The organism is Halobellus inordinatus (genome assembly GCF_024498335.1).
Taxonomy (GTDB): domain Archaea; phylum Halobacteriota; class Halobacteria; order Halobacteriales; family Haloferacaceae; genus Haloquadratum; species Haloquadratum inordinatus.
Genome location: NZ_CP101825.1, coordinates 1,229,623 through 1,248,250 on the forward strand (window position 1 = coordinate 1,229,623; position 18,628 = coordinate 1,248,250).

At 67.5% G+C, this 18,628-nt stretch carries 20 protein-coding genes; 9 read left to right on the forward strand and 11 right to left on the reverse strand.

Going from position 1 to position 18,628, the window contains the following annotated elements; all coding sequences use genetic code 11:
• Positions 1–11: 11 nt before the first annotated feature.
• On the forward strand, positions 12–1,106 hold the full coding sequence (locus NO362_RS06290; RefSeq protein ID WP_256546532.1) for an aldo/keto reductase: 1,095 nt from the start codon (positions 12–14) through the stop codon (positions 1,104–1,106).
• A gap of 57 nt (positions 1,107–1,163) precedes the next feature.
• On the opposite strand, the gene NO362_RS06295 is transcribed toward NO362_RS06290, so the two are convergent.
• Complete coding sequence (locus NO362_RS06295) at positions 1,164–1,334, reverse strand: HVO_0758 family zinc finger protein (protein ID WP_199722979.1); 171 nt, start codon at positions 1,332–1,334, stop codon at positions 1,164–1,166.
• Positions 1,335–1,480: 146 nt separating this feature from the next.
• Here NO362_RS06295 and NO362_RS06300 point away from each other — a divergent pair, with 146 nt between their 5' ends.
• From NO362_RS06300 to NO362_RS06315, 4 genes are all read left to right on the forward strand, one after another.
• Positions 1,481–2,608 carry an MFS transporter gene (locus tag NO362_RS06300; RefSeq protein WP_256546608.1) on the forward strand — a complete coding sequence of 376 codons (1,128 nt, stop codon included), beginning with the start codon at positions 1,481–1,483 and terminating at the stop codon, positions 2,606–2,608.
• A gap of 72 nt (positions 2,609–2,680) precedes the next feature.
• The gene (locus NO362_RS06305; protein WP_256546533.1) at positions 2,681–3,823 is read left to right on the forward strand and encodes a glycosyltransferase family protein; all 1,143 of its coding nucleotides are present in this window, start codon (positions 2,681–2,683) and stop codon (positions 3,821–3,823) included.
• The gene (locus NO362_RS06310) at positions 3,820–4,317 is read left to right on the forward strand and encodes a DUF7109 family protein (RefSeq protein WP_256546534.1); all 498 of its coding nucleotides are present in this window, start codon (positions 3,820–3,822) and stop codon (positions 4,315–4,317) included. Before NO362_RS06305 ends, NO362_RS06310 begins: the two co-directional genes overlap by 4 nt.
• A 62-nt stretch (positions 4,318–4,379) precedes the next feature.
• Positions 4,380–4,979, forward strand: a complete 600-nt coding sequence (locus tag NO362_RS06315) for an NUDIX hydrolase (RefSeq protein WP_256546535.1) — start codon at positions 4,380–4,382, stop codon at positions 4,977–4,979.
• Between the two features lie 34 nt (positions 4,980–5,013).
• Here NO362_RS06315 and NO362_RS06320 read toward each other — a convergent pair whose 3' ends face one another.
• The 6 genes from NO362_RS06320 to trpC form a co-directional block, all read right to left on the reverse strand.
• Positions 5,014–5,439 carry an Hsp20/alpha crystallin family protein gene (locus NO362_RS06320; protein ID WP_256546536.1) on the reverse strand — a complete coding sequence of 142 codons (426 nt, stop codon included), beginning with the start codon at positions 5,437–5,439 and terminating at the stop codon, positions 5,014–5,016.
• Positions 5,436–5,594 (reverse strand): DUF7559 family protein, encoded by a 159-nt coding sequence (locus tag NO362_RS06325; RefSeq protein ID WP_199722980.1) that lies wholly within the window; start codon positions 5,592–5,594, stop codon positions 5,436–5,438. The genes NO362_RS06320 and NO362_RS06325 overlap by 4 nt, the downstream gene beginning before the upstream one ends.
• Positions 5,595–5,755: 161 nt before the next feature.
• A complete protein-coding gene (locus tag NO362_RS06330) occupies positions 5,756–6,550 on the reverse strand; it encodes a 2-amino-3,7-dideoxy-D-threo-hept-6-ulosonate synthase (protein ID WP_256546537.1) in 795 nt (264 codons plus the stop codon).
• Positions 6,551–6,577: 27 nt separating this feature from the next.
• A complete protein-coding gene (gene trpA, locus NO362_RS06335) occupies positions 6,578–7,417 on the reverse strand; it encodes a tryptophan synthase subunit alpha (protein WP_256546538.1) in 840 nt (279 codons plus the stop codon).
• 1 nt (position 7,418) lies between these two features.
• Positions 7,419–8,666 (reverse strand): tryptophan synthase subunit beta, encoded by a 1,248-nt coding sequence (trpB, locus tag NO362_RS06340; RefSeq protein WP_256546539.1) that lies wholly within the window; start codon positions 8,664–8,666, stop codon positions 7,419–7,421.
• Positions 8,663–9,541 (reverse strand): indole-3-glycerol phosphate synthase, encoded by an 879-nt coding sequence (trpC, locus tag NO362_RS06345; protein WP_256546540.1) that lies wholly within the window; start codon positions 9,539–9,541, stop codon positions 8,663–8,665. Before trpC ends, trpB begins: the two co-directional genes overlap by 4 nt.
• Positions 9,542–9,672: 131 nt before the next feature.
• On the opposite strand from trpC, the gene NO362_RS06350 reads away from it, so the two are divergent.
• Positions 9,673–10,125 carry an MGMT family protein gene (locus NO362_RS06350; protein ID WP_256546541.1) on the forward strand — a complete coding sequence of 151 codons (453 nt, stop codon included), beginning with the start codon at positions 9,673–9,675 and terminating at the stop codon, positions 10,123–10,125.
• A 34-nt stretch (positions 10,126–10,159) separates the two neighbouring features.
• Here NO362_RS06350 and NO362_RS06355 read toward each other — a convergent pair whose 3' ends face one another.
• Together NO362_RS06355 and lonB are read right to left on the reverse strand one after the other, a co-directional pair.
• Positions 10,160–11,134 (reverse strand): CPBP family intramembrane glutamic endopeptidase, encoded by a 975-nt coding sequence (locus NO362_RS06355; RefSeq protein WP_256546542.1) that lies wholly within the window; start codon positions 11,132–11,134, stop codon positions 10,160–10,162.
• Between the two features lie 5 nt (positions 11,135–11,139).
• Positions 11,140–13,299 (reverse strand): ATP-dependent protease LonB, encoded by a 2,160-nt coding sequence (gene lonB, locus NO362_RS06360; protein WP_256546543.1) that lies wholly within the window; start codon positions 13,297–13,299, stop codon positions 11,140–11,142.
• 166 nt (positions 13,300–13,465) lie between these two features.
• Here lonB and NO362_RS06365 point away from each other — a divergent pair, with 166 nt between their 5' ends.
• Together NO362_RS06365 and NO362_RS06370 are read left to right on the forward strand one after the other, a co-directional pair.
• Positions 13,466–13,999, forward strand: coding sequence for a nicotinamide-nucleotide adenylyltransferase (locus NO362_RS06365; RefSeq protein ID WP_256546544.1), 534 nt, complete (start codon positions 13,466–13,468; stop codon positions 13,997–13,999).
• Between the two features lie 7 nt (positions 14,000–14,006).
• A complete protein-coding gene (locus NO362_RS06370) occupies positions 14,007–14,813 on the forward strand; it encodes an SAM hydrolase/SAM-dependent halogenase family protein (protein WP_256546545.1) in 807 nt (268 codons plus the stop codon).
• A 46-nt stretch (positions 14,814–14,859) separates the two neighbouring features.
• On the opposite strand, the gene thsA is transcribed toward NO362_RS06370, so the two are convergent.
• Complete coding sequence (thsA, locus tag NO362_RS06375) at positions 14,860–16,428, reverse strand: thermosome subunit alpha (protein ID WP_256546546.1); 1,569 nt, start codon at positions 16,426–16,428, stop codon at positions 14,860–14,862.
• A 248-nt stretch (positions 16,429–16,676) separates the two neighbouring features.
• Between thsA and NO362_RS06380 the strand changes: the two genes are divergently transcribed.
• Complete coding sequence (locus NO362_RS06380; protein WP_256546547.1) at positions 16,677–17,507, forward strand: amidohydrolase family protein; 831 nt, start codon at positions 16,677–16,679, stop codon at positions 17,505–17,507.
• Positions 17,508–17,609: 102 nt separating this feature from the next.
• Here the strand turns inward: NO362_RS06380 and NO362_RS06385 are convergent, their stop codons facing one another.
• Positions 17,610–18,512: a glycosyltransferase family 2 protein gene (locus tag NO362_RS06385; RefSeq protein WP_256546548.1), complete on the reverse strand. Its 903-nt coding sequence runs from the start codon at positions 18,510–18,512 to the stop codon at positions 17,610–17,612.
• Between the last annotated feature and the right edge of the window lie 116 nt (positions 18,513–18,628).

An 18,628-nucleotide genomic window follows, 5' to 3' on the forward strand; every position in this document is an offset into this window, starting at 1 on the left:
TTGCCTGGACTATGGCGACGAGTCAGGGGACCTGGGGATACCGCGATCGGTTCGGCGACGCCTTCGCCCGGACGTACTTCCGTCGGTTCGGACCGGGTGTCGCTTCGAGCATCGGCCTCGGCACGTACCTCGGGGCTCCGACCGACGAGTACGACGAGCGCTACCGCGAATCGATCACCGACGCGCTCTCGGCCGGCATCAACCACGTCGACACCGCGATCAACTACCGCCACCAGCGGAGCGAGCGCGTCGTCGGCGAGGCGCTCGACGCCGCCGACGCCGGCCGCGAGGAAGTCGTCGTCGCGACCAAGGGCGGCTTTATCCCGTTCGATGGCTCCCGTCCCGACGATCCGGGCGCGTACGTCCGCGAGGAGTTCGTCCGCCCCGGCCACGTCGCTGTCGACGACCTCGCGCGCGGCAGCCACGCGATCGCCCCCGACTTCCTGGATGAACTGCTGGACCGCTCGCTCGCGAACCTCGGCGTCGACACGGTCGATTGCTACTACGTCCACAACCCCGAAACGCAACTGGCGGTCAGGAACCGCGAGGCGGTCTACGACCAACTCGAAGCGGCTTTCGAGCGCCTCGAACGTCGCCGCGAGGCGGGCGACATCGGCGCCTACGGCGTCGCGACCTGGGAGGCGTTCCGCGTGCCCCGCGATCACGACGCGTATCTCTCGTTGCCCGAGGTCGTCGACCGCGCCGCGAGAGCGGCCGAGAAAGTGGGCGCCGCAGAGCCCGGACTGAAAGCGATTCAGCTCCCGTTCAGCGTCACGATGGCCGACGCGTTCACCGTCGCGGCGCACCGACTCCCCGAAGAAGAACGGGACGTCAGCGCGCTCGAATACGCCCAGGCGGCCGGCCTCGACGTCGTCGCGAGCGCGACCCTCGCACAGGGTGATCTTGCGTCGTCGATCCCGGCAGCCGTCGACGCGGAGTTACACGGCGAGACCGCCGCGCAGCGAGCGATCAACTTCGCCCGAAGCGCCCCCGGCGTCACCACCGCGCTCGTCGGCACGAGCTCGCCGGGGCACGTCCCCGAAAACGTCGCTGCCGGCACGTTCGAGCCGCTCGGCGCGCGAGCGTTCGACGCCGTCTTCGAGTGACGGCGTGCCCCTCACCTGTCTGCGGCCGTTCTCTCCGACTCACCTCCCGCCCGCTGTCTACCGGAGTTCCTTCCACTCCGTTTCGCAGTCGGGACACCGCCGCACAGTGTAGACCTCGTCGGGATCGTTTTCGGTCTTCAGCGTCTCGCCGCACTCCGCGCAGTTCAGACGCCCGTAGGTGTCTTTCTCCAACTCCCCGTCTCGAAGCCCCTTCCGCGTCGTCTTCATAGTCACCTCGAACGTGGAGGGCGTGAGGTAAAAAGATCAGTATAGCGCGATCCGCTCGTCTCCGGCGCTGGATCGCAACAGTTGACACCCCTTACGGGCAAGGGTCGGTCGTGTCTCGGAGCCGACTGTTCGGTACGCTCTGTTCGATGTTCTTCCTGGTGAACCTCGCGAGGGTCGTCTTCGCACCGCTGCTGCAGGAGTTCATCGCGGTGTTTCAGATCGGCGAGGGCACGGCCGGGCTCATCGCGACGCTCGCGTGGCTCGGCAGCGCGCTCCCGCGGATCCCGACCGGCTGGGTGCTCACGCGCGTCCCCCGTCACCGCGTGATCCTCGTGACCGGCGCGGTGCTCACGACCGCTGCGGCGTTCACCGCGAGCGCGAACTCGGTGCTCTTCGTCGGCATCGGCGCGCTCCTGATGGGGCTCTCCTCGGGCGTCTATCTGGTCGCCGCGAACCCGCTCGTCAGCGAACTCTACCCCGAACGCGTCGGCTGGGCGCTCGGCGTCCACGGGATGATGAGCCAACTCGCCGCCGTCGCGGCCGCGCCGCTCGTGACGCTGATCCTGACGTTCTTCTTCGACTGGCAGCTCGTGTTCGTCTGCGTCGCGGCCGCGGCGGCGCTCGTCACGGTCGCGCTGTATTTCGCCGCGCGGTCGACAGAGCTCCCCGACGCGGGCACCGACGACAGAGACCTCCTCGGCGCGATCCGCTCGGAGTGGCGCGTCGTGCTCTTGGGCGTCGTGGTCGTCGGCGCGACCGGCTTCGTCTGGCAGGGACTGTTCAACTTCTACGAGCTGTATATGGAAACGAAAGGGCTCGCCGACGCGACCGCGAAGAACCTCCTCACGGTGATTTTCGCCGCTGGCGTCCCCGCCTTCTTTATTTCCGGGCGGCTCACTGACCGGCTCCCGCGCGTCCCGTACATTCTCGTGATCATCGGGTCCTTCACCGTCTCCGTGCTCGTGCTGACAGTCACGACGGGACTCGTCCCGATCCTCGTCCTCACGGCGGTGATCGGCTACGTGATCCACAGCCTCTTTCCGGCGATCGACACCTATCTGCTGGACACGCTACCGGACGGGGCGCGAGCGAGCGCGTACGCGTGGTACTCCGGTGGGATGATGGTCGTCCAGGCGACGGGGTCGTCGGCCGTCGGGACGCTCCGCGAACTGGGACTTGCCTACGACGCCATCTTCACGCAACTCGCGCTCGGACTCGCCGTCGTCGTCGTCGGGTTGGTCGTCTTCCAGCAGGCGGGGCGGCTCCCGCAGTGACGCCCACGACGCGCGGGCGATAGGCATCCGGAACCCCCGCGCTTTTGCTCGTTCCGCCCTGAGAATGCTTCGATGGAGTACGTGCAAGCGCGGGTGACGACGCTCCACGGTCTCGCCGATCCGCTCCCGACCGCTCCGACCGGGCGCGCGGCGGTCGTCGTGCCGATGACGGAGCGCGACTGTCAGGGCGCGGCCGCAGACCGGGTGTTACAGACGCTCGAACGGCTGGAACCCGCTCGGGTCGTCGTTCCGCTCCGCGCCGCCCCCGAGCGCGTCGAGTCGGTCCACGAGTGGCTCTCGGCGTACGACCTACGGCTGGAACTGCTGTGGTGTGACGGCCCACGCCTCGCGGAGTTGCTCGCCGATGCCGGTCTCGCTGGCGGTCGCGGAAAGGGCCGCGACGTGTGGCTGGCGCTCGGCCGCGCAGCCGAAGCGGAGTTCGTCGTCGTCCACGACGCCGACACGACGACCTACGACGAGTCGTTCGTCCGTCGGCTGCTGTTCCCGCTGGCGAACGGCTACGACTTCTCGAAGGGCTACTACGCGCGCGTCGAGGACCAGCGCCTCTACGGGCGGCTCTTTCGGCTTTTCTACGTCCCGCTCGTCCGCGCGCTCGTCGATGCCCGCCCCGACCCCTATCTCCAGTATCTCGATTCCTTCCGCTACGCACTCGCGGGCGAGTTCGCTGCGACGGCCGAGACGGCCCGCCGGATCCGGACGCCTCGGAAGTGGGGGCTCGAAGTCGGAACCCTCGGCGACGCGTTCGACGTCGCCGGGTTCGAGGGAACGGCACAGGTCGACCTCGGCACGTACGAACACGACCATCGCGCGGTCGACGGCTCGGCCGGGCTCTCGGAGATGAGCCGATCGGTCGGCGAGACGCTCCTGCGGGGCGTCCTCGAACACGGCATCGACGTCGACTTCGAGACGCTCCCAGAGCGCTATCGGACGACGGCAGAGACGCTCGTCGAGCAGTACGCGATGGATGCGGCGTTCAACGACTTCCACTTCGACCGGGACCACGAGCGGCGGCAGGTGACACGCTACGCGGCGGCGGTCACCGAACCGACGGGAAGCGACGATCGCCTCCCGGCGTGGGAGGACGCGCCGATCACTGCGGATGCGGTGTTCGACGCAGCCACGTCCGACCTCGAAGACGCGATTGGACCGGGAACGACGAGCGCGCCACCGATCGACGCGGGAGGCGGCGAGTGACGGACGATTTCCGGGCGAGTGACTTACAGCGGGACGAACTCGCCGGCGTCGTCGACCTCTTCGGTGCGCTCGCTCCCGGCGAACTCGAGGATGCCCTCGAAGAACTGGCGTTCAAACGGCAGGCAAGCGTCGACGCGGACGTCGTTGCCGAGGCCGTCGACGACGCGATCGCGGCGTTCGCGCTCGTCCGCTACGAGGACGACGGGGAGACGCTGCTCGCGCCCGGCCCGGCCGCCTTTCCGTCGCTCCCCGAGCACGCCGAAGACCTGCCGCACATTCTCGAGGTGCCCACGCGCGAGGTGGACCGCGAGACCGCCGACGCGGCCGTCGCCGAACGCCTCAGAACGGCGGCCGCGCGAGCCGTCGCGGAGGAGGACGACGCCGAAATGCGTCGGCTCCTCGAAGTGACGTACGACGTCGACGTGTGGTCCGATACTGTCGCAGTCGACGACATCCGCGCGCGACTCGACGACGCGCTCGACGGCGACTCGTAACTCACTCACATAAAGAGCCGGCCGACAGTATAAGCCCCCTCGGCTCGTACCCCACTCCGAGTATGGATCTCTCGCGGGTGTCGGCGTATACACCGGAGCCGGTCGGCGGCGCGGGCCAACAGGCGGCGGTCCTCGCCCCGGTGCTGGTACGAGACGGGGAAACGCACGTCCTGTTCACGAAGCGCGCGGACCACCTCGGGGAGCACCCCGGACAGATGAGTTTCCCCGGCGGCTCACGCGAACCCGAAGACGGCACGCTCCAGACTACAGCGCTCCGCGAGGCCGACGAGGAGATCGGACTGCGGTCCAAGGAGGCGGCCGTCTTCGGCCGTCTCGACGACATCCTGACGGTGACTGACTACTCCGTACGGCCGTTCGTCGCCGCAGTCCCCAACCGCGCGTACGATCCAGACGAACGCGAGGTCGCCGAAGTCGTCCCGCTCGCCGTCTCTGACCTCGCCGACCTCGACAACTACGAATCCGAACGGCGCGAGTTCTCCGGCTACGGCTGCCGCCGCATTCACTACTTCCACGTCGGCGACTACACCGTCTGGGGGGCGACCGGGCTGATGCTCGCGCAGCTGCTCGAACTGACGACCGACTGGACCGTCCCCGAGGAACCGGACCGCGTCGTCGACTCAGACGCGGAACTTCCGGTGTAGGACGCGAGACGCGAGAGAAAGGGCCGCTCGGCGCTCAGGCGTCGTCGCCGCGCTTCGGGAGTCTGATTCGGAGCGTGCCCGCGTCGGTGACGGTCGCCGAGGCGTTTTCGGCGTCGACGGCGGCTCCTTCGGGAAGCCGCGCCGCCCCGTCTAAGGCGAGCCCGCGTCCGGGAAAGCGCATCTCGAAGCCCTCATAGAAGTCACGGAAGCGGTCGATGCGGACCTGTACCTCGCCGTTCTCGAAGCGCACCTGCACGTCTTTCTCGCGGACGCCCGGCGCGTCGAAGACGACGAGGTAGGCGTCGTCGCTCTCTAAGAGGTCGTACGGCAGCGGCTTTCGCTCCTGCACGCGCGCGACGCTGCGGCCGACGCGTTCCAGTGCGTTCTCGGCGACCGATTCGCCGATCTCGCGCAACCGCTCGGGATCGCCGAGGTCGCTGAGCTTTCTGAAGCCGCTCATAGCTCGATCGCCTCCAGGGGCTCGCTCCCGCGGCAGTACGGACAGACGAAGTCGGCGACGCCGACGTCGTCGGGCATATCGTACGTGTAGTGAAGCTCGAACATATCCATCTCGCACTCGTCGTCGGTGCACCGTACTTCGAGCGTAGTTGGCATATCCACGGCTTGGCTCGCCACGATGATAAACGCGCGGGCTCGGCCCGCCCTGCCGGACGGGAGCGGGCCGCTACCGGACGGCGACGTGAGACCACCATCGTCGCTACAGGGCGCGAGGAGAGGAGAATACGAACCGCTCGTCGGGCGGTAATCGGCGTCGGTTACGCTTCGAGACCGAGGCCGCCGGCCTCGACTGCCTCGTCGACGTCGGCGTCGTCGTGGATGATCGCGCTGACGGTCCGGGTGATCGCTTCGGGGTCGTCGTGCTGGAAGATCGAACGCCCCATCGAGACGCCCGACGCGCCGGCGTCCATCGCGCCGCGGACCATCTCTGCGGTCTCGCGGTCAGTCCCGCGGCTGCCACCGGCGATGACGACGGGGAGCCGCGTCGCCTCACAGACGCGCTCGAAGGAGTCAGCGTCGCCGGAGTAGGCGGTCTTCACGACGTCGGCACCGAGTTCCTCGGCGATGCGGACGGCGTGTGCGAGGCTCTCGGCGTCGTGTTCGTCGACGCCCGGCCCGCGCGCGTAGCTCATCGCGAGGACCGGAATGCCGAGCCGGTGGGCGGTTTCGGTCAGCTCGCCGAGTTCGGTCAGCTGATCGGGCTCGTGATCGCTGCCGATGTTGATGTGGAAGGAGACCGCGTCCGCACCCGCGCGGAGCGCTTCTTCGACCGAGCCCGTCCGCCGTTTGTCCTCTTCGTCGGGACCGATGACCGTCGAGCCGTTGAGGTGGACGATGTAGCCTTTCCCGTTCTTGTTTCCGTGGACGCGCGGTGCGACGCCTTTCTGCGTGAGGACGGCGTCCGCGCCGCCGCGCGTGATCGAGTCGACTGTCGATTCGAGGTCTACGAGGCCCTTTACAGGGCCGAGTGTGATACCGTGGTCCATCGGGACGACGAGGTATCGCCCCCCTGTCGAGATGCGATCGAGTCGGGCTGTGAGTCCTGCGTTCATCGTGTGAGAAACTGTGGCAACCGTCGGTTATTTGCCTTCCGCTTGGGGCACGCGTTGTTCGTATCCGCGCAGGGCGCCGTCCTTCAGTTCGCGGGCCTTCTCTTCCAGCCGCGCGGCGACGTCGTCCGCCGATTTCCCGGTCTCGTGACCCTCGGCGACGATGTCGACGAGCGCGCTCCCGACGATGATTCCGTCCGCCCCGGCGGCGACGATCCGCTCGGCGTGATCGCCGGTCTTGATCCCGAACCCGACGGCCTTCGGCACGTCGTAGTCGGCGAGGCGTTCGAGACTCTCCTCGGTCTGTCCGGAGACGTCGTCCTGCGCGCCGGTGACGCCCAGCCGCGCCTGTACGTAGACGTAGCCGGAGACCTGCGACATAATTCGGTCCAGGCGCTCGCCGCGCGTCGTGGGAGCGACGATGAAGACGAGGTCGAGTCCGAACTCGTCGCACGCGTCCCGCAGGGGGTCGGCCTCCTCTGCAGGGAGGTCGGGGACGACGAACCCCGAGAGGCCGAGTTCCGCGGCGCGCTCGACGAACGGCCGCGGCCCGGGCTCGTCGCCGTACTGGAAGATGAGATTGTAGTAGGTCATACAGACCAACGGAACGTCCACGTCGAGGTCGTCGACGAACTGGAAGAACCGATCCGGGGTCATCCCCCCTTCGAGCGCCCGCACGACGGCGTTCTGGATCGTCGATCCCTCGGCGACCGGTTCCGAAAAGGGGAGGCCGAGTTCGATGACGTCCGCGCCGCCGCGTTCGAGCGCCTCGACGTATTTCAGCGAGGACTCGTAGTCGGGGTCGCCGGCGGCGAGATACGGGACGAACGCCGGCCCGTCGGCGAATGCGGCGTCGAGGTCGTCGGCCATCTCAGATCCCCCCCGAGAACTCCGCCAGCGACGGCGCGGCCTCGATGTCTCGCTTTTCGGTCTCCTCGATGACGGTTTCGAGATCTTTGTCGCCGCGGCCGGAGACGTTCACCAGAACCGTCTCCCCGAGGTCCTCGTAATTTTCTTCCAGGTAGCCGAACGCGTGGGCTGTCTCCAGCGCGGGGATCACGCCTTCGAGCTGCGAGAGCCGGTGGAACGCTTCCAGCGCGCAGTCGTCGTCGACGTTGACCGCGTTCACGCGCTCCTCGTCGACGAGCTGGGCGAGTTCGGGGCCGACGCCGGCGTAGTCGAGGCCGGAGGAGACGCTGTGGCTCTCCATAATCTGGCCGTCGCTGTCCTGGAGGAGCTTGGTCCGCGCCCCGTGAAGGACGCCCTCCTCGCCCGTCGACAGCGACGCGGAGTTCGGCGCGACTCCCGCTTCCTCGTCGACTTCGAGCGTCGAGCCGCCGGCCTCGACGGCGTACAGCCCGACGTCTTCGTCGTCGACGAAGTGCGCGAACGTCCCCATCGTGTTCGACCCGCCGCCGGCGCACGCGAGCACCGAGTCCGGGAGTCCGCCCGTCTGTTCGCGAAGCTGGCGGCGTGCCTCCTCGGAGATGACCGCCTGGAAGTCCCGAACCATGGCCGGGAAGGGATGCGGGCCGACGACCGACCCGATGACGTAGTGGGTGTCCTCGACGTTCGTCGCCCAGTCGCGCATCGTCTCGGAGATGGCTTCTTTCAGCGTGCCGCGGCCGGTCGTGACCGGATTGACCTCCGAGCCGTTGAGCCGCATCCGGAAGACGTTCGGGCGCTGGCGGTTGATGTCGCGCTCGCCCATGTAGATCTCACAGGGCATATCCAGGTGGGCTGCCGCCATCGCCGTCGCGGTGCCGTGCTGTCCCGCGCCGGTCTCGGCGACGATCCGCTCTTTGCCCATATACTTCGCCAGGAGGACCTGGCCGAGTGCGTTGTTGAGTTTGTGCGCGCCGCCGTGGAGCAGGTCCTCGCGCTTTAAGTAGACCTCGCGGCCGTAGCGCTCTGAGAGGCGCTCGGCGTGTTGCGTCGGCGTCGGTCGCCCGCCGAAGTCCCGCAGTCGCGCGCGGAACTCGTCCATAAATCCGTCCTCGTTCTCCAGTACGTAGCGCTCGTAGGCGTCGGTCAACTCTTCGATCGCCGGCATCAGCGCCTCTGGTACGTACTGTCCACCGTACTTGCCGAACTTACCGTCCGCGTATTGCTGTGTCATCGTGTGTCAGTATCCGTGGCTGTGTCTGTCGTTTTCGCGTCTGTCACCGCTGTCGCGTCTGTGCTTGCCGCCTCCGCCGTCGAATCTCTGTTCGTACGCTCGGCGTCGGCCGTGGTGAGTCGCTCGGTGTTCGTCTCGACGTCGCCGTCCATAATGGCCGTCCCGATCAGGAGCGCGTCCGCGCCCGCGGCGCGCATCCGCCGGACGTCGTCGACGCTCGCCACGCCGCTCTCGGCGAGGAGTGTCACGTCCTCGGGAACGTGGGGGGCGAGCAGCTCGAACGTCCCCAGATCGACTTCTAACTGCCCCAGGTCACGGTTGTTGATGCCGATGATCTCCGCGCCGACGTCGAGCGCTCGGTCGAGTTCCGCGCGCGTGTGAACCTCAACGAGCGGCTGGAACCCCCGCTCTTCGGCCGCCTCGTACAGGGCCGCGAGGGAGTCCGTGTCGTCCTCGTCGAGGAAGCGCGCGATGAGTAAGACCAGATCCGATTCGACGACGTCGAGTTGCTCCTCGCGGACGACGAAGTCCTTGCGAAGCACCGGTACGTCGACGGCCTCGCGGATGCGCCGGAGGTTCTCCGTCGACCCGCCGAAGTGTTCTGGCTCGGTCAGCACCGACAGCGCCGTCGCGCCGCCCGCAACCATCTCACGCGCGAGCGCGACCGGATCGTCGGTCCGTTCGCCGTCGGTCGTCGGGCTGGTCGGCTTGACCTCGGCGACGACGGGGACGCGTCCGGCCGCCTCCGCCGTCGCGACCGCCTCGGGGAACGACCGCGCGTCGACGTCGAGCGTCCCCTCACCGCCGGACCGCTCGCGGGCCGCCGCGAGGATCGACCGCACCTCGGGGGCAAGTTTGTCCTCACTAGCGTTCATCTATGTCCATTAACGGACGCATTTGCACATAAGACTTGCGCGTCGCGGCCGGGTCCATCCTCGGCGGTCAGCGGAGCGACGCCGGTCCTGTATCGCGAACGTTCAAGAACGATGGCGCGCAACGCGGGAGTATGGACGTCGGCGTCTTCGCCCGCGAATCCGACCGGCTGGGCCGGTCGATCGAGATCGGGATCGCCAGCGGCCGCGTGATCAGCGTCTCGTTCCCGGCGTCGCCGCCGGCGGACGCAGCATCCGATCACCCGCTGCTGGATCGCGCCTTCGCGTACCTCGACGGCGCGTCCGACCACTTCGACGACGTCGAGGTCGCACTCACGGTCCCGACCGAACAGCGGCGCGTCTTGGAAGCGACGCGCAACGTCCCCTACGGCGAGACGGTGTCACTGGACCGCGTGATGCGGATGGCCGACCTCGACCCCGACGAAGCCGAGGACGTGGAAACTGCGCGAGCCGCGTTAGCGGAGAATCCGGTGCCGCTTTTCGTCCCGGACCATCGCGTCCGCGACGCCCCCAGCGGCGCGCCCGCGTCGGTCACAGAACGGTTGCGAGAGATCGAGTCGGTTTGAGGAGACCTGCAGAACGTCGGCGCGGCCCACGCTATCAGTTATCGCGTGCCCACTCGACGCCGAGTCCTTCGTGCACGACGAACTCCAGCGCGTTCACGAGATAGTGCGCGACCACGACGACGAGGAGACTTCCAGTCACGACGAACGCCGCCGCGAGGACGAAGCCCAGCGTCCCGGTCACGAGCACACCGAGGCGACCCTGTGCGCCGTGTCCAAGCGCGAATGCACCCGAGGAAACGACGGCCATCACCCACGGTGAGACGTCGTAGCCGGCCGCGACGACGCCGACGAGTGCTCCCCGAAAGAGCAGTTCCTCGAAGCCCGCGATGATGGGCAAAACGACGAGCAACAGGACCGCCCAACCGAGCAGCGTGTCCGGTGCGAGCGCGCTCCGCAGTCGCTCACCCTCGCCGAGTCCGAACTGGGCGCCGACGGCCGCGCCGGCCTCGTTCGCGGCGTAGAGCGCGAGGCCGAGGCCGACGCCGATCGCGAGGGCGCGCACGCTGACAGTTTCTGCAGCGACGCCGAACGCCCACGCGGGGATCTCGGCGTACCACGCACCTGCGAGCAGGAGCACGCCAAAGAGGCCCTGCGAGACGGCGACGTTCGCGAGTAGCGACGCGGTCGAGAGTTCCCGTGCGGGCGCGGACCCGCCCTGATTCAGACCCGCATCTGTCACCCGGTACTCGACGCCGGACTTCGGCAGCACGATCGTCTCCTCGTCGTGGCGCGCCTTCGCAGCCTCGTCGGTCGCGTCGACGCGCTGAAACGCTCCGACTTCGGTGGGCTCGCCGTGATCTGTCTCCGAGCCGCGAGCGGCGGCGTTCGCGCCGGTCTCACTATCGGCGTCGGTCGATCGCGGCCTCGCGGCTCGCCCCTGCTGATCGACGTCGCCGTCGCTCTGTGTGTGATCTCGTTCGGAAAGCACGCCGCGTGACGCGTGCGAAAGTAAGAGGAGTCCCGCGGTGACGACGAACGCGAATCCGGCGAACGTCGCCCACTGGGGCATAGACGTTACTGCGGACTCGGGCTAGAGGGTCCGGAGACGTTCTCACCCTGCGAGAGCGCCGAGCCGGTGATGCTCTTGAGGCGGTCGACGAGCGAGTCCTTCTCGGGCTCGCCTTCGAGCGCGATGTCGAGCACTTCGCTGATGTGGGAGACGGGGATGATCTCGACCATCTCCTCGTACTCCTCTTCGATCATCACGTCTTGCATATTCGCGGCCGGGATGATGACCCGGTCACAGCCGGACTTGGCGGCGGCCTCGATCTTGTGCGTGACCCCGCCGACCGGGAGCACGTCGCCGCGGACCGACAGCGAGCCGGTCATCGCGAGCGACTGATCGACGCCCATATCTTCGAGCGCGGAGATGACTGCGGTCGCGACGGTGATGGACGCGGAGTCGCCGTCGACGCCCTGCTGGCCGGTCTGGACGAACTGGATGTGGATATCCTTCTCGGAGATGTTCTCGTCGGAGAACTTCTTGATGATCGCCGAGACGTTCGAGACGGCCTCTTGGGCCATCTCCTTCAGCTGGCCGGTCGCGATGACCTCACCGGGACCCTGCGACGGCGTGACTTCGGCCATCACGGGGAGCATAATGCCCGAGTCTTCGCCCATCACGGCGAGCCCGTTGACGCGGCCGACCTCGTAGCCTTCCGAGACCTGCAGTTCGTAGTCCTTCCGGCGCTCGATGTAGTCGTCCGCGAGCTGCTGTTCGATCGAGCGGCTGCGACCCTTCGCCTGCAGCACGTGATCGCGCGTGACGGCGTCGGCGTCCTCCGAGCGGGCGATGTCGCCGGCGACCCGGACGAGCCCACCCAGATTACGCAGTTTGAGCGTCAGGTGGCCCTTGCGGCCGGCACGCCGCCGCGCTTCGAGGATGATCTCCTCGATCGCCTCGGCGGAATACTCCGGCAGGCGGCCGTCCTTGCTGACTTCCTGGGCCACGAAGCGGGCGTACTTCCGGCGCATCTCTGGGGTGTCCTCGATGGTGTCGTCCATGTACACCTCGTACCCGTAGCCCTTGATCCGCGAGCGCAGGGCGGGGTGCATATTCTCCATCGCGTCGAGGTTCCCCGCGGCGATCATGATGAAGTCCGTCGGGACGGGTTCGGTCTGGACCATCGCGCCCGAGGAGCGCTCGGACTGGCCGGTGATCGAGAACTCGCCCTCCTGGATCGCCGTCATCAGGTGCTGCTGGCTGCGGATGTCGAGCGTGTTGATCTCGTCGATGAACAGCACGCCCTTGTTCGCCTTGTGGATCGCGCCGGGTTCGACGCGGTCGTGGCTCGGCGTCTCCATCCCACCGGACTGGAACGGGTCGTGGCGGACGTCGCCGAGCAGTGCACCGGCGTGGGCGCCGGTCGCGTCCTCGAAGGGCGCGGTCGTCGTGTCGGCGTTGTTCACGATGAGGTTCGGCACCATCGCGTCGCCACCGCGCGAGCCGTAGCGGAACGCGAGGTAGATGACACCGGCTGCGAGGATGCCGAGCAGGATCTGCCCGGCGATGATGAACGAGTAGCCGATGACGATCGCGATGATGATCCACATGAGGAACGAGCGCATCTGGTTGCGCTTTCTCGCTTCCTCTTTGTGGGCCTCGACGATCTGCTCGCCTTTCCCGGCGGGAACGGTCCGAACCTTGGGGTTGTTCCCGTCGTCGGGGTTATGATAGACGAGGACGTCCTGCAGTTCTTCGGGCGGCAGCAGCTCCGACATCGCCTTCGCGAGCATCGACTTGCCCGTCCCGGGCGAGCCGATCATCATCACGTGCCGCCGTTGCTTTGCAGCCTTCATTACCACGTCTCGGGCGTGTTCCTGCCCGATGACCTGGTCGACGAGCCGGTCCGGAACGTCGATCTCTTCCGTGGAGTCGATCCGCAGTCCACCGAGGAGGTCGTCTTCGTCGACGTCCTCTGCGACCTCGGCGTCGACTTCGACGTCGCTTCCGAGGTCCTCGATGGTTCCCTCGACGCTTCCATCGGATTGACCGTTCCGGTCTCCGGGACGGTCGCCTCGCTCGTCGGGTCCGACGGCTCCGTCGGACGGTTCGTCGGCGACCCCGTCGGGGAACCGCTCACTGCCGTCAGACGGCGGTGAGTCGGGCGCCTCGTCGGTGACGCCGCCCCCCTCTTCGGGGGCGTTCTCGTCGGCTTCCGTGTCGTTACTCATAGAATACTTCGCTACCTATACGGTAGGCCGGGCGACTGATATACTTTCTCCTCGAATGTATCGGGGCTGCACCCGCGATATCGACTGTTTCAGGCCGCTTATGTGCTGTATTACCGCTCTGCCGCGTCTCGGGGTATTTATAAATGATGGCAGCCACAGTTGTGGTATGCGGGGGTTCTATATCGGCCGGTTCCAGCCCTACCACAACGGGCACCACCGGATGGTCGAGGAGATCGCACGTGAAGTCGACGAACTCGTCCTCGGGATCGGATCGGCTGGTGACTCTCACAGCCCGCGGAATCCGTTCACGGCCGGCGAGCGCGTGATGATGGTGACGAAGTCCGTCTCGGACCTCGATATCACTACCTACGCGGTCCCGATCGAGGACCTCGACCGGAACTCCGTCTGGGTGAGCCACGTCCAGAGTATGTCGCCCGCGTTCGACGTCGCCTACTCCAACAACCCGCTCGTCATCCAACTGTTCTCGGAGGCGGGCGTCGAAGTCCGCCAGTCGCCGATGTTCAATCGGGACGTCCTCGAAGGCGCGGAACTCCGCTCGCGGATGATCCACGGCGAGGACTGGCAGCGTCTGGTGCCGGACCCCGTCGTCGACGTCGTCGAGGAGATCAACGGCATAGAGCGCATCCAGCGCGTCAGCGACACCGACGCTAACGGCGACAGCAGTACGGACCCCGAGTGAGAGAGTAATGCTCACGCTCGCCTCCGATTTCGGCTCCCCGTACCCGGCCGCGATGAAAGGCGTCGTCCTCCAGCACACCGACGCCCGCCTCGTCGACGTCGCCCACGATCTCCCCCGCCAGGACGTCCGCGCCGCCGCGTTCTGGTGTCGCGAGACGCTCCCGTACTTCCCGCCCGCGGTCCACCTCGTCGTCGTCGACCCCGGCGTCGGCACCGACCGCGACGCGCTCGTCGTCCGCGCGGGTGAGCACGCGCTCGTCGGCCCCGACAACGGCGTGTTGCTGCCGGCGGCGCGTCGCCTCGCTGCGAACACTGACGAGACCGTCCCCATCGAGTGCTTCGTCTACGACTACGCCGACCCCGCCTCGTCGACGTTCCACGGACGGGACGTGTTCGCTCCCGCGGCCGCCGCGGTCCACGAGGTCGGCGTCGACGCCGTCGGATCGATCGACGCGGTGACACACGCGGAGACGTTCGTCGCCGCTGACGCACCCGAAACAGTCGTCGACTGCCGGTTCCCGGAACCGACGCTGGACCCCAGCGCGAACGAGGCGCGCGGCGAAGTCCTCGTCGTCGACGACTTCGGCAACGCGATCACGAACGTCCCCGGTTCCTTCCTCGACGGTCGTGAGGGCGACGACCTCGGCGTGAACGGCACCTCCGCGACCGTCGCGACTGCGTTCGCGGACGTTCCCGAGGGCGCACGCCTGGTGACTGTCGGGAGCCACGGCTACGTCGAATGCGACGTGAATCGGGGTCGTGGGGACGAGGCGTTCGACCTCGCCCCCGGTGACGACGTCGTGTTCTCGGAGTGAGGCGCGCTTCTGTGAGGAAGGAGCGATTACTGGGGGTGGGGCGCGCTTACTTCGCGGCGATGACGTCGTCGATGCGGATGATCATCGTCGCCGCTTCAGTGGCGGCGGTGACGGCTTCGCGCTTCACGGCCGCGGGGTCGAAAACGCCCGCCTCGATCGGGTCGCCAACTTCGCCAGTTCGCCCCGTCGAGAGAATCCCCGCGACGCCGTCGCGGTCGAACGTCGATCGGAGTTCGACGACGGCGTCGATCGGGTCCATTCCGGCGTTCGTCGCGAGCGTGCGCGGGAGCGCCTCAACGGCGTCGGCGAAGGCCTCGACCGCGAGCTGTTTGCGTCCCTGCACGCCGCTCGCTGCCGAGCGGATGTGATCCGCGACCGCGACTTCGGTCGCGCCGGCGCCGGGGACGACGCCGCCCGCGTCGATCGCGGCGACGGTGACGTCGACGGCGTCCGAAATCGCCCGTTCGAGTTCGTCGACGACGTGTTCGGTCCCGCCGCGGAGCAGGAGCGTCACCGTTTTCGCGGCGTCGCCGCCCTCGACGAAGGTGAGTTCGTCGTCGCCGAACGTCCGGGTCGCGATCCGGTCTGCGTGGCCGAAGTCGGCGGGATCGAGATCGCGCACGTCGCCGAGTTGCTTCGCGCCGGTCGCCCGGGCGATAGCGCGCGCATCCGCGGACTTCACGCTCTTGAACGCGAGGATGCCCTGCCGCGCGAGGTGGTCGACGACGCGGTCGGCGATCGACTTCGTGCAGAAGACGACGTCGACGCCGGCGTCCGCCAGTGCCGTCGCGTACCCGCGGAGTTCCGCGTCTTCGGCCTCGATCGCGGCTTCGAGTTGGTCGACCGAGGAGATGCTGTATTCGGTGCCGGCTTCGCCCTCGCGGACGTCGAGTTTCGTCGTCAGGACGGCGACTGTCGCGTCCTCGACGGATCGAGGCATTCCGTCGTGAGCGCGCGACTTGTCGACGACCACGCCCTCGACTAGTTCGGTCGCCGACGACGACGCGCCCGTGCGGGTGAGGATGCGCACGTCGTCGGCGTCGAAGGGTTCGCTTCCGTTGTGGACCGCGCGGACGGCGTCGACGACGTGGCGCGCGAGCACGTCGGCGGTGACGTCGCCGGTCCCTTTGCCGGTCATCGACGACTCCGCGACGGCCGCCAGCACGTCGTCGTCGAGTGTCACGTCGAGCACCTGGTTCTCGATTGCCTCCTGGGCGAGTCGGGCGGCCTCGTTGTAGCCCTCGATGATGACCGTCGGATGGAGGTCGTCGTCGAGGAGGTGCTCTGCGTGCGAGAGGAGTTCGCCCGTCAGTACCGATGCGGTGGTGGTGCCGTCGCCGACGCTCTCTTCTTGGGTCTGTGCGACCTCGACGATCATCTGAGCGGCCGGGTGCTCGATGTCCATCTCCTCGAGTATCGTCGCGCCGTCGTTGGTGACGACGACGTTGCCCCCCGAATCGACGAGCATTTTGTCCATCCCGCGCGGACCGAGCGTCGTCCGAACGGCGCTCGCGACGGCCTTGCCCGCCCGGATGTTCGAGTCCTGTGCGTCACCCCCGCGGGTGCGCTCGCTGCTTCCGGAGAGAACGTACAGTGGCTGCATACGTGTCGACATATTTATGGAACCTCGACGGAAAAGACGTTAGCAGTTCTATATGTACATTTCGGATTTCAGGGTCTGAATGCCGCTAAGGGTCTTCTAAGCGTGATTGTGTGTGTCTCGATACGGAGTGCCAGCAAGCGAGCGACGGTTTGTGACACTTTATGTATGTTTCACGGGGTGCCAGGGCACGACGGGAGCCGCCCGCACGCAGCGGACGCATTCGCCAAGGTATATTTGCGTCGCCGCGACAGTGTCCGACGATGCTCGAGTTGAACCACGGGTTTCGGGTCGTCGACCTCCACGCGCGGTTGGATCCGACCGACGAGGCGGAGGTCGCGAGCCGCGGCCGCGAGACGACGCCCGAATCGCTCGAACGCGAACTCCACCAGGCGGGCGTCGTCAAGGCGGTCGTTTCGCCGGGGAGCCGCCCCGCCGACGAGGGGTACCTCCGGGCGAACAACGCGGTCGCGCGGCTGAGCGTCGAGCGGCCGTTCCTGGCGTTCGCCCGCATCGACGGCCCGCGCGACCCGAGTTCCCGTGCGTCTGCTCGGCTCCGTAACCTCACCGCCTCGCGGGCGTCACACCACGCCAGTCCCGAGGACATCGAGCAGTACGCCTACGACGACCGGTTTCACGGCTTCACGCTCGCCCCCGACCGAGACGGGCTCCCCGACGAGGCGACGCTGGATCAACTGGAGGACGTCGGACTCCCGGTCGTCGTCGACGGCGGCCGCGAGTTTCCGCCCGCGGCGGTCGCCGAGACGCTCTTGGATCGCGATTTCCCGGTCGTTCTCGCCGGCTTCGGCGGCTACCCGCTCGACCGCGAACTGATGCTCGAGGCCATCGAACTCCTCGATCAGTACGATCAGCTCTATCTGGACACGAAACACGTCCACTTCCGGAGCGTCCTCGAACGCGCGCTGCTGGAACATCCCGACCGCGTGCTGTTCGGGAGCGGGGCACCCGAGACGCACCCGAACGTCGGCGTGATGGAGATTCTGACGCTCGACGTCTCCGAGGACGCGATGCGGCGCGCGTTCTCGACGAACCCCTCACGGGTCGTCCCCGGACTCGCGCCCGGCGAAGACTGATAGGGATTATCGTCACTGTTCGGAGATTCTCGCCGTATCGTCTGGCGAGACATCTATGAGGACGTACGATAACCCCTATGACTTCCCGGTTCGGGCCCGCGGTCAGCGCCAGTCGTACCTCGCGACCGCCCGGTCGGCGCGCTTCGAGCAGCCGTGCGGATTCCGGGTCGGGCTCTGATCTCTCGCGCGAGCGACGAGGCCGTCCGACCAGCCGGTCGCGACGCCGGCGACCACGTCGCGTCCGGTGCCGACCCAGCCCGTCGGTGTGGCATCGCCTGCGACGACGTCGCGGGCGGCCGCAATCGCATCCGAGCCCGCGTGCGAAACGATCCGACGGAGGACGGTCGGGCGGAGGCCGTAATTTTTCACCAGCCGATACGTCAGCGCCCGATACTTCCACCTGTGGTCGCGTTCGTCGACCCCGCCATCGGCTTCGTACTCCGTGCGGACGGACATCTCTGACTCCCAGGCGACGTCGTAGCCGAGTCCGGCAAGTCGGTGTGCGGCGTCGCGTGCACCTCCGGTTTCGAGGTACTCGTCGAAGCCGTCGAGGCGGTCGAGCACCGTGGCGCGGAAGGCGACGTTGCCGCCGTTGAAGTACGTCACGTCGCGCCCGCGGATCTGCCGGGTCTCCGGCGCGGTCGTCGTCATCCCGGCCGGCAGCGTCTCGTGGATGGGACCCGTCACGACTGCCGCGTTCTGTAGCCCTGCTTCGATGGCGGTCGTCCAGCCCTCTTCGATGGCGAGGTCGTGTCGGAGAAAAGCGACGACGTCGCCCGACGCGGCTCGAATCCCCGCGTTGCGAGAGACGTTCAGCGTCCGATCGGAGACTTCCACGAGCACGTCGACGTCGTCTCGGTCACGGATCATCCCCGTCGTCCCGTCGGCCGAGGGGCCGTTGACCACCACGACCTCGGCGTCGGGGGCGTGCGCGGCCAGGACGTCGAGCGTGGCCGCGAGATGGTCCCGTTCGTTCAGGGTCGGGACCACTACCGAGAGCTCCATACCCGTCGGTTGCGACACGAGAACTTAAATGTCGCACCTCGGGCCGACCGCGACTCGGACTCGCCGGGCGATTCGGCGGCGGAGCGGTCGGAGTACGAGACGACGCTCGTGGAACT

Excerpts from the sequence above, each read along its gene's own strand:
- NO362_RS06320 (WP_256546536.1), bottom strand. The coding sequence starts at position 5,439 with ATGAGCGGCTTCAGAAAGCTCAGCGACCTCGGCGATCCCGAGCGGTTG.
- NO362_RS06350 (WP_256546541.1), top strand. The coding sequence starts at position 9,673 with ATGGACGTCGGCGTCTTCGCCCGCGAATCCGACCGGCTGGGCCGGTCG.
- lonB (WP_256546543.1), bottom strand. The coding sequence starts at position 13,299 with ATGAGTAACGACACGGAAGCCGACGAGAACGCCCCCGAAGAGGGGGGC.
- trpB (WP_256546539.1), bottom strand. The coding sequence starts at position 8,666 with ATGACACAGCAATACGCGGACGGTAAGTTCGGCAAGTACGGTGGACAG.
- thsA (WP_256546546.1), bottom strand. The coding sequence starts at position 16,428 with ATGTCGACACGTATGCAGCCACTGTACGTTCTCTCCGGAAGCAGCGAG.
- NO362_RS06315 (WP_256546535.1), top strand. The coding sequence starts at position 4,380 with ATGGATCTCTCGCGGGTGTCGGCGTATACACCGGAGCCGGTCGGCGGC.
- NO362_RS06380 (WP_256546547.1), top strand. The coding sequence starts at position 16,677 with ATGCTCGAGTTGAACCACGGGTTTCGGGTCGTCGACCTCCACGCGCGG.
- NO362_RS06370 (WP_256546545.1), top strand. The coding sequence starts at position 14,007 with ATGCTCACGCTCGCCTCCGATTTCGGCTCCCCGTACCCGGCCGCGATG.
- NO362_RS06385 (WP_256546548.1), bottom strand. The coding sequence starts at position 18,512 with ATGGAGCTCTCGGTAGTGGTCCCGACCCTGAACGAACGGGACCATCTC.
- NO362_RS06355 (WP_256546542.1), bottom strand. The coding sequence starts at position 11,134 with ATGCCCCAGTGGGCGACGTTCGCCGGATTCGCGTTCGTCGTCACCGCG.
- NO362_RS06290 (WP_256546532.1), top strand. The coding sequence starts at position 12 with ATGGCGACGAGTCAGGGGACCTGGGGATACCGCGATCGGTTCGGCGAC.
- NO362_RS06325 (WP_199722980.1), bottom strand. The coding sequence starts at position 5,594 with ATGCCAACTACGCTCGAAGTACGGTGCACCGACGACGAGTGCGAGATG.
- NO362_RS06305 (WP_256546533.1), top strand. The coding sequence starts at position 2,681 with ATGGAGTACGTGCAAGCGCGGGTGACGACGCTCCACGGTCTCGCCGAT.
- trpA (WP_256546538.1), bottom strand. The coding sequence starts at position 7,417 with ATGGCCGACGACCTCGACGCCGCATTCGCCGACGGGCCGGCGTTCGTC.
- NO362_RS06330 (WP_256546537.1), bottom strand. The coding sequence starts at position 6,550 with ATGAACGCAGGACTCACAGCCCGACTCGATCGCATCTCGACAGGGGGG.
- NO362_RS06365 (WP_256546544.1), top strand. The coding sequence starts at position 13,466 with ATGCGGGGGTTCTATATCGGCCGGTTCCAGCCCTACCACAACGGGCAC.
- NO362_RS06295 (WP_199722979.1), bottom strand. The coding sequence starts at position 1,334 with ATGAAGACGACGCGGAAGGGGCTTCGAGACGGGGAGTTGGAGAAAGAC.
- trpC (WP_256546540.1), bottom strand. The coding sequence starts at position 9,541 with ATGAACGCTAGTGAGGACAAACTTGCCCCCGAGGTGCGGTCGATCCTC.
- NO362_RS06300 (WP_256546608.1), top strand. The coding sequence starts at position 1,481 with ATGTTCTTCCTGGTGAACCTCGCGAGGGTCGTCTTCGCACCGCTGCTG.